At 63.6% G+C, this 9,243-nt stretch carries 6 protein-coding genes and 1 tRNA gene; 4 read left to right on the plus strand and 3 right to left on the minus strand.

All coding sequences use genetic code 11. The features are described from left to right. Window positions 1-22 precede the first annotated feature (22 nt). From ACT8II_RS03310 to ACT8II_RS03320, 3 genes are all read right to left on the minus strand, one after another. Window positions 23-1,189, minus strand: a complete 1,167-nt coding sequence (locus ACT8II_RS03310; RefSeq protein WP_118653906.1) for a zinc ribbon domain-containing protein — start codon at window positions 1,187-1,189, stop codon at window positions 23-25. Continuing rightward, window positions 1,186-4,035, minus strand: coding sequence for an HAD-IC family P-type ATPase (locus ACT8II_RS03315; RefSeq protein WP_443812991.1), 2,850 nt, complete (start codon window positions 4,033-4,035; stop codon window positions 1,186-1,188). Before ACT8II_RS03315 ends, ACT8II_RS03310 begins: the two co-directional genes overlap by 4 nt. Before the next feature lie 113 nt (window positions 4,036-4,148). Next, a tRNA-Arg gene (locus ACT8II_RS03320) sits at window positions 4,149-4,225 on the minus strand. 270 nt (window positions 4,226-4,495) lie between these two features. Between ACT8II_RS03320 and aroF the strand changes: the two genes are divergently transcribed. The 4 genes from aroF to aroA all read left to right on the plus strand — a co-directional run bounded on the left by aroF (window position 4,496) and on the right by aroA (window position 9,075). After that, window positions 4,496-5,521, plus strand: coding sequence for a 3-deoxy-7-phosphoheptulonate synthase (gene aroF / locus ACT8II_RS03325; RefSeq protein ID WP_118653907.1), 1,026 nt, complete (start codon window positions 4,496-4,498; stop codon window positions 5,519-5,521). A gap of 7 nt (window positions 5,522-5,528) precedes the next feature. Then, complete coding sequence (locus ACT8II_RS03330; protein WP_302741804.1) at window positions 5,529-6,455, plus strand: prephenate dehydrogenase; 927 nt, start codon at window positions 5,529-5,531, stop codon at window positions 6,453-6,455. Between the two features lie 76 nt (window positions 6,456-6,531). Then, on the plus strand, window positions 6,532-7,749 hold the full coding sequence (gene aroB / locus ACT8II_RS03335) for a 3-dehydroquinate synthase (RefSeq protein WP_199588909.1): 1,218 nt from the start codon (window positions 6,532-6,534) through the stop codon (window positions 7,747-7,749). A gap of 9 nt (window positions 7,750-7,758) precedes the next feature. Continuing rightward, window positions 7,759-9,075 carry a 3-phosphoshikimate 1-carboxyvinyltransferase gene (gene aroA, locus ACT8II_RS03340; RefSeq protein ID WP_443812992.1) on the plus strand — a complete coding sequence of 439 codons (1,317 nt, stop codon included), beginning with the start codon at window positions 7,759-7,761 and terminating at the stop codon, window positions 9,073-9,075. Window positions 9,076-9,243 lie beyond the last annotated feature (168 nt).

Raw genomic sequence — 9,243 nt, forward strand, 5'->3', positions numbered from 1 at the left:
CGCACCTGACGAGCTGGGTGCTTTATTTCTCTACCGGCTTCCAGGCGTTCACGTTTTCCTCGAACTGCACGACGTCGACCGCCTTGCCGTTAACTTTCTCGACACCGCGCAGCGGAGCCAAGATCTCATCCTGGTGGTCGGCGGGACGCTCGCCATCGGGTAGTGCCAGGTTGATATCCCAAGAACGGCACAGGACGTCCACGCGGTTATACGTCCAGGTTGCGAGCTGCTTGAGATGATCGACGTCCTCACTATACGCGGTGTCCTCGGCCAGCTCGAGCCCATCGAGCTCATCAAGGATCGCCTGAATGGAGTCGCGCAAATCATATGCACCCTGCGCCGCAGTCTGCCTCGTGGCAAGATCCTTTGCGAGGTATTGCCCGTTATACGTGTCGACAACGGGCCCGATCTCATCTTGGAACGCGATGATCTGGGCATATATGGCACTCAGCCGCTGAAAGGCCTCTGCCTCCGAGACCGTGGAATCGCTGACCTGCTCCTGACCGTCCTCGTCGCCCTCATCCGACTCCTGGGCATCCGCAGCTTCTGCGTCCTCGTCCTGGGATACCTGACGGCTCGGGAACATGTCGCTCGCGGCGCGGTCGAAGGACTCATAGAACCCAGGCATGACGCCCATGGGATCGGTCGCGACGAACCACGCGCCACCGGCGACGAGCACGAGCATGGCCACGAGAGCGATCCAGCGCCCACGCCGAGGTCTGCCATACGGGTCGTCCCCCTCCACAGCCTCCACCTCATCGAGCGGTAAAGCCTTGCGCACGGCGGCACGAGGTGCCGACGCACCAGAGGCGGCCTGCGCGCCCGCGATGTCATCGAGACTCATCACGCTCGTCGCCTCAGAGTCGAACGGCTGCGCGAGCACATCGGGAATGCCCGCACCCGTAGGAGCTGGAACGGCCTCCGCGATCATCTCGGACGTCACACGCGGAAAACTCGCGGTTTTACCCGCGGCGAGGTCGGAGGCGGCTGAATTCTGCGAGAGGATGCCCGGTGCCGGTCGCCCGCATTTAGGGCATGTGCGGTCCTGAGGATTCAACCGGGCGCCACAGCCCTCGCAAAAAATGAACTCGGAGACGGAAGAGGAAGCGGGTACCGAAAGGTCGGCGCCGCACGCAGGGCACATGTTCGACCCGTCCTTGACGGTGGCGTTGCAGATGGGGCAGATCACTGGTCCTTCTTCCGGGTGGTCTTGGGCATCTTCACGCGGATGCCGCCGTTTGCCTGTTCTACACGATACCGCTTTTTCCGGACAGAAGGACTGCCACCGGACACCTTCACGCGGTCACGACGAGCAGGGCTCCCCGTATGCCGCGCTCGAGATGCGGGCTCGACGCCCTCCTCGGCATGTTCCTCGGCACGGACGAGCTCACGCATCGCCGCGCGCTTCTGCGCCCGAGACCGCACCTCCGCCGCAACGCGACGCAGCGAGCTCCCCGTCGAGCTCACGTGCCTGGATCGGGATGCGCCCCCACGCCGTACGCTCACGCGCACACCGCGACCAAAACCAGTCGCGAGCCGCGTGGTGCGCTCTGGCGAGCGCTCCATGAGATCGGCCAGACGGTAGAAGATACCGCAGCCAAGGATGGAGAAGACCACGGTGAGAACGGCGCTCCACACCGTGAGCCGCGCGATGGAGAAAAAGTTGGGAAACACGACCACGCCCACGGCGATCCCGGCGGAGACGAACGTGAACAATAGACGGCGCAGCAGAGTGAACGGCACCGATATGCGCCAGATAAGGCAAAGACCCACCGAGCAGGTGGTGATGACGCACATGGTGGAGAGCAAACCCTGTTCAAAGCCGAACGTTCGGGAAGACAAGATGCAAAGCAACGAGGTGACGAGTACACCCACAGCCGCGGGAAGGGCCTTCTTGAGCACATTGACGAGGAAGCTTCCGCGCACGCGCGACCGATTGGGCTCGAGCGCAAGCACGAAGCTGGGGAACCCGATGCAGAAGAAGTTGATGAGCGTCATGGTGATGGGCTGGAACGGATACGGCGGAGCGATGACGCACATGGCCGCAAGACCCATGGAGAAGAGCGTCTTCGTAAGGAAGAGCGCCGCGGAGCGCTGCAGGTTATTAATGGAGCGACGCCCTTCCGCAACCACGGCGGGCATGGCAGCGAAGTCGTTGTCAACGAGCACGATCTCGGCGACGTTGCGAGCAGCGTCGGATCCAGCGGCCATCGCCACCGAGCAATCGGCCTCCTTGAGGGCCAGCACGTCGTTCACGCCATCGCCCGTCATGGCGACGGTGTGACCACGCCGCTGCAGGGCGACCACGAGCTCGCGCTTTTGCTGCGGGGTCACGCGGCCGAAGACGTGATAGCGGTCGACGGCGGCATCGAGCTTGGCGGACGTGTCGAGCGTCGTTGCATCCACAAACGCCTCGGCGCCAGGGATGCCGACCACGCGTGCAATGGACGAAACGGTGCGCGGATCGTCGCCGGAGATGACATTCAAGGTCACGCCCTGCTCGCAGAAGTACCGTATGGTCTCGGCTGCGGAGGAACGGATCTCATCGCGAATGGTGACGAAGCCCAAAGGACGGGCCTCTCCGATCATGTCGCCTTCGTCGGTGAAGCCGTCCACGCGCGCCACCACAAGCACGCGACAGCTCGAGGCAAGCCGGCTGACGGCAGGCTCAAAACGCGAAAAGTCCCCGGACGCCAAAACGAACTGAGCAGCGCCCATCACGTACGAAAGCTCCTGGTCCCCCACCACCAACGTGGCTCCACTCCACTTTTTGGCAGAGGAGAACGCCACAGTGCGAACGGCCCGCGGCACCGCGGTCTCATCGGCGTAGCGCGCAAGGATCGCCGTGCAGGTCTCGTTCGCATCTGCCGAGGTCGCACGAGCGATACCGGACAGCGCGCAATCGAGGGCGGCGATACGCTCGGCATCGGGCGACGCCCCTGCCGGGAGCTTGGCGCCATCTTCGCGCGAGCAGGCGACGACCGATCCATCGGACTCGGCGAGGTACGTACCCTCGACCTCCATTCGGCCGGAAGTGATGGTACCCGTCTTGTCCAGGCAAAGCACGTCCACGCGCGCCAGCGTCTCGATGCAGTAGAGCTGTTGGGCAAGCACCTTGCGCCTGGCCAGTCGAATGGTGGCAATGGCGAGGACAGACGAGGTGAGCAGCACGAGCCCCTGCGGAATCATGCCGAGCAAGGCGCCGACCGTGGAGAGGATCGCCGCCGAGATGGCGCTCCAGGACTCACCAGACGTAAGCCAGCCCATAATGGTCGAGAAGGAATTCGGGTCAAGGGCGCACCAGGCACGATATGCACTATTCGCACTCGCACAGAACAACGCGATGCCAATTGGGACCATGAACACACTCGCGAACCGAACGATGGCGTTGAGCGCGTTCATGATCTCGGAGTTGACCTTCTTCACGTACTTCGCCTCATTGTTGATGCGCGCCACGTAGTTGTCGGCACCGACGTGGATCACACGCGCCACCACCAGGCCCGCATCGATGAAGCTTCCACTCATGAGCTCGTCACCCGAGCGTTTATGGATGGGATTGCTCTCACCGGTGAGAAGGCTCTCGTTGACGTGACACTCCCCCTCGACCACTACGGCGTCGGCGGGAATCTGGTCGCCGCGCCCGAGGCGAATGACGTCGTCGAGAACAATCTGGTCCAAGTCGAGTTCGACGAGTGCACCGTCACGCAGGGCCGTGGCTTTTTTTGAGGCAAGCAACGTGAGCTTGTCGACCATGCGCTTGGATCGGAGCGCCTGCACCACGCCGATTCCCGTGTTAAGGAAGACGATGCCCAAAAACGTCAGGTTCTTCCACGCGCCCGTGATGATGACGAGTGCCGCCAGGATGACGTTGATGAGGTTGAACAGGGTGCAGATGTTCTCGATGAGAAGCTCTTTGACGGATTTGGTCTTGAGCTCCGTGTTGACGTTCGCCTTTCCCGCTGCGATGCGCTCCTCGACTTCGGACGCGGTGAGCCCGCGCTCGCCAAAGGGGTTTTGGGCGTCCATGGTGTTCATACGCTCCCATCGCTTCGTTCGTCGCGGAGGCGACTCATATGACGAAGGCCACGAGCGCCTAGCGCTCGCGACCCCCGGGATTCGAACCCACACGGGTTCGAGGAAAATTAGAATGGTGCGCCATATAGGGTTCGAACCTACGGCCTTCTGCTCCGGAGGCAGACGCTCTAATCCACTGAGCTAATGGCGCGCAACGGCAAGCATTATACCCAAGGCAGCACATGGCGGTGCCCGGAATAGAGAATCTTTAAGATTCGCCGCCCTTCACCGCCCTTCGTCACGCGCATGAGCCCCAAGGCCGCCGAGGTTAGCGGACAGCACGAGATTTGTCGCCCATGTAACCATTTGGTTCACCGCGCACGCCCTCGAATCGCACGCGGTCAAGTCAGGTACACTCAAATGTAAACTTCCATATACTCTGCCGGCACCTCCGGCTGCTTGAAACCGAAAGGACCAGCACGTGATTGCAATCCTGCGCAAAAACGCCTCGGAAGACGCCGTAACCCGTATCGTCTCCTGGATCGAGGGCAAGGGTCTCACGGCGCACGTAAGCCGCGGCCAAAACGAGACCATCATCGGGCTCGTGGGCGACACCACCAAGATCGACCCGTTTCTGCTCGAGTCCATGGACGTCGTTCAACGCGTTCAACGCGTGTCGGAACCCTTCAAAAAGGCAAACCGCAAATTTCACCCTACCGACACGGTCGTGAACTGCGGTGGTGCCATGGTCGGCGGAGGCAACTTCCAGGTCATCGCCGGTCCGTGCTCCGTCGAAGGGCCGAACCTCATTCGTATCGCCCGCCGTTGCAAGGCCGCAGGTGCCACCATGCTCCGCGGCGGCGCGTATAAGCCCCGTACCTCCCCGTACGCGTACCAGGGCATGGGAGAGCACGGACTTGATCTTTTGCTCGAGGCCAAGGCGGAAACGGGCATGCCCATCGTGACCGAGGTCATGGACGTGCGCGACGTCGAGCTGTTCGTCGATCGCGGTATCGATGTCATGCAGATCGGCGCCCGCAACGCGCAGAACTTCAGCCTGCTCAAGGAAGTAGGTCGAACCACTACGCCCGTCTTGCTTAAACGCGGTATTGCCGGCACTATTGACGAATTGCTCATGGCGGCCGAGTACATCATGAGCGAGGGCAATGACAATGTCATGCTTTGCGAACGCGGAATTCGCACGTTCGAGACACGGACGCGCAACACCTTCGACCTTAACGCCGTGCCCGCGCTGCACGAACTCACGCATCTGCCCGTGGTGGCAGATCCCAGCCACGCCACCGGCTACACCCGCTACGTGGAGCCCATGGCGCTCGCTGCGACCGCGGCGGGAGCGGACGCGCTCGAAATCGAGGTGCACGATGATCCTGCCAATGCATGGTCAGACGGAGCGCAGGCCCTCACCCCCGATCAATTCGACCGTGCCATGGAGCGCATCCACGCCGTGCGCTCAGTCGTGGCCGACATGGCTCGCGAGGAGGCGTAGGCTCCCCATGAACCAAACCGAACTGAACGTTGACGAAGACGTACGTGACACCGTCGCGAATCCGACCATAGGCATTGTGGGCCTCGGCCTCATCGGCGGCAGCTTCGCCCGAGCCTATGCTGCGGCGGGCTGGCCCGTCCGCGCATGGGACGTGGACGCCGACACGCTCGCCATCGCGCGTATCGATGTCCTCGCCGGATTCCTCCGCACCCACGACGACCTAGCGGCGTGCGACTTGATCATCCTCGCGGCATACCCCGACGCCTGCCTGGATTGGCTGCGCAGCCACGCTGAGGAGCTCGGCGAACTTGCACGCTGTGGCAAGGCCCCTATGGTTATCGACGCCGCTGGTGTAAAGGGCCATGTATGCTCCGAGGCGTTCGACATCGCCGCCAAGCACGGTTTTTCGTTTTGTGGCGCGCATCCCATGGCGGGAACCGAGTTCTCCGGATTCGCCTATGCGCATGCCGACCTGTTCAACGGTGCGCCCGTGGTGCTCACACCACCCGAGCTGAGCGACATCGATCGGCTCGACATGCTCGACCGCATCCACGACCTGCTCGCTCCCTGCGGATTCGGGAGGTTCTCCGTAACCACGCCGGCCGCGCACGACCGGGTGATCGCCTTCACGAGCCAGCTCGCCCATGTGGTGAGCAACGCCTACGTCAAGAGCCCCACGGCGCAGGAGCACCACGGGTTCTCGGCCGGCAGCTACCGGGATCTCACGCGCGTGGCGCACCTCAATCCGCATATGTGGTCCGAGCTCATGATTGAGGATGCCGATAGCCTCGCGTATGAGATCGCGACGCTCCAGCGTAACCTCGAAGACGTGCGTCGCGCGCTCGTCGATCGCGACCGAGATGCACTCGAGGCCCTGCTCGCAGATGGTGACCGCATCAAACGCGCGCTCGACGACGAAGGGGAGCGGATGTAACCCGCCCCGCTTCCGGCTTTCATCCACCGGCCCCAAGCCCCTGAGGGCCCGGGCCCCGGCACGTAAGGAGAACAACATGGCGATTCCCGCCTACACGCTCGATATCGACACTCCTCAACCCTACCAAGTGCATGTGGGTACCTTCCTGCTCGAGCAAGTTGGGCAGATCACGCGCTCCGTGGTGGAGGCCGCCGAGCGCGCACTCGTCATCACCGACTCCAACGTGGGCCCCCTCTACGCCGCTCCCGTGATCGACGGCCTCGAGGCGGCGGGATTCGCCACCTCTCTCGAGACCTTCGAGGCAGGCGAAGAGCACAAGCGCATGGAGACGCTGTCGACGCTGCTCGAACGGGCGGCTGAGGAACAGCTCTCACGGCGTGACGTCATCATCGCCCTCGGCGGCGGCGTTGTGGGCGACATGGCGGGCTTCGCCGCAGCTACCTACATGCGCGGTATCGCGTTCGTGCAGGTACCCACTACGTTGCTCGCCATGGTCGACTCGTCCGTGGGCGGCAAGACCGCCATTGACCTTGCACACGGCAAGAACCTCGCCGGCGCGTTCTGGCAGCCGCGCGCCGTCATCGCCGACGTGGGATGCCTGGGCACGCTCTGCGATGGCCAGTTTGCCGACGGATGCGGCGAGGTGATCAAGCACGCCATGATCGCCGATGCCGAGCTCTTCGAGGAGCTTGAACTCACCCCGCTCACGCCCGCATTGCTCAAACAAGACTTGTCGCGCGTGGCCTGGCTCATCGCCCGCAACATCGACATCAAGCGTGCCGTAGTCGTGGAAGATGAGCGCGAGAGCGGTTTGCGCAAACTGCTGAACTTTGGTCATAGCATCGGCCACGGTGTCGAGGCCGCCGAGCAGTACCGCATGGGCCACGGAACCTGCGTGGGCATCGGCATGGTCGCCATCGCCAGCGCAAGTGTGACCGCGGAGATTTGCCCCGAAGACGTCCCCGAGCGCCTGGCTTCCCTCCTGGTACGCCATGGGCTCTCACTTGCGTTCGACGCTAGCGCCGACGAGGTGTATGCGGAGGCACTCCACGACAAGAAGCGCGCCGGCTCCTCGATTGACCTTGTGGTGCCACGCGGCGTCGGTGCCGCGTCCCTGGCGCCCACGCCCCTCGATGAGTTCCGCCGCATCCTCGAGGTGGGGCTCGCCTGCACGCATGCGCTCAAGAAACAGCTCGATGAAGAGCCTCCCGCCCGGGAACGGGAGACGGAGCTCAACACCGCGAACGCCGATCACATCGACGCCCGCTCATACGACCCGCAATCTCAAAACTAAGGAGGATGGATGCTCGCCCGAATCAACCCCAAACCGCTCTCCGGCACCGTCCCCGCCATCGCCTCGAAGTCGATGGCGCACCGGATCATCATCGCCGCCGCCCTCGCCAACGGCGTCACGCGCGTTGCCTGCGACACCACGTGCGCGGACATCGACGCGACCATTCGGTGCCTCACCGCGCTCGGCGCCCGCATCACCCTCATCGAGGGAGGCTACGAGATCCACCCCATGCCCAAGAGCCTCGAACACGGGCTGTTGCGCGCACTCGCCGGCGGCACGCTCGATTGCGGCGAATCCGGCTCCACCCTGCGCTTCATGTTGCCCGTGGCCTGCGCGCTGGGAGCCGACGCCACGTTCGTGGGCGCAGGACGCCTGGGACAGCGCCCGTTGGCTCCGCTCTCCGACGAGCTCATGGCGGCAGGCTGCACCCTTGAAGGCATGGGGGGCTTCCCCCTACGCGAGACGGGTCGCATGCGCCCGGGTCGCTTCGAGTTACCCGGCAACGTGAGCTCCCAGTACATCTCGGGTCTGCTGCTCGCCGCACCCCTTCTTGACGGTGACACCCAGGTCGCCGTAACCGGTACGCTCGAGAGCCGTCCCTACGTCGACCTCACCATCGATGTCCTCTCTTCCTTTGGCGTCAACGTGAGCATCGAAGAGGGCGCCACGCCCGGCGGCCTTCCCCTCACGGTATTCAGCGTGGCACGCCAGGGCTACCGTACGCCCGGCGTCATCGCGGTCGAGGGAGATTGGTCGAACGCCGCATTCTGGCTGTGCGCGGGCGCGCTTGGCAAGCATTCCGTCACGGTGCGCGGCGTCTCGTCCAACTCCATCCAGGGCGATCGCGCCATTAACGCCGCCCTCATGCTCTTTGGGGCAAAGGGCCAGCGCAACGCGCGGACGGCGACCATCCGTCCGGACCGTCTGCGCGGCATCGAGCTCGACGCGCACGACATTCCCGACCTCGTCCCTGTTCTCTCGGCGGTAGCCGCCTGCGCCGAGGGCACCACGCGCCTCACCGGCTGCGCCCGCCTGGTACTCAAAGAGTCCAATCGCCTCGTCACCACCGCTGAGGAGCTCTGCAAGCTGGGCGCGGACGTTCGCGTAGAGGGAGATGGCCTGGTCATCGAGGGCAGGGAGCGCCTCGCGGGCGGACGCGTGAACAGTCATAACGACCATCGCATCGCCATGATGGCCGCCATCGCCGCCGTGCGCTGCGACGGCCCCGTCGAAATTGAGGACGCCGAGGCCGTGAACAAGAGCTATCCCGCGTTCTTCGACCACTACCGCCTGCTCAGCGGCGACGTCGAGCTCTTCGACGAGTAACGTTTGGTGCAATTGGAGACGTACCCCAATTGCACCAAAACGCGCTATTTCTAGGAGGTGCCCATGGCTTCCGTCTACGGCAACATATTGAAGCTGTCCATCTTCGGGCAATCCCACTCCCCCGCCATCGGCTGCGCACTCGACGGCATACCAGCTGGTATCGAGGTT

Origin of the sequence: Collinsella sp. (genome assembly GCF_052346665.1) — a bacterium.
Taxonomy (GTDB): Bacteria; Actinomycetota; Coriobacteriia; order Coriobacteriales; family Coriobacteriaceae; genus Collinsella.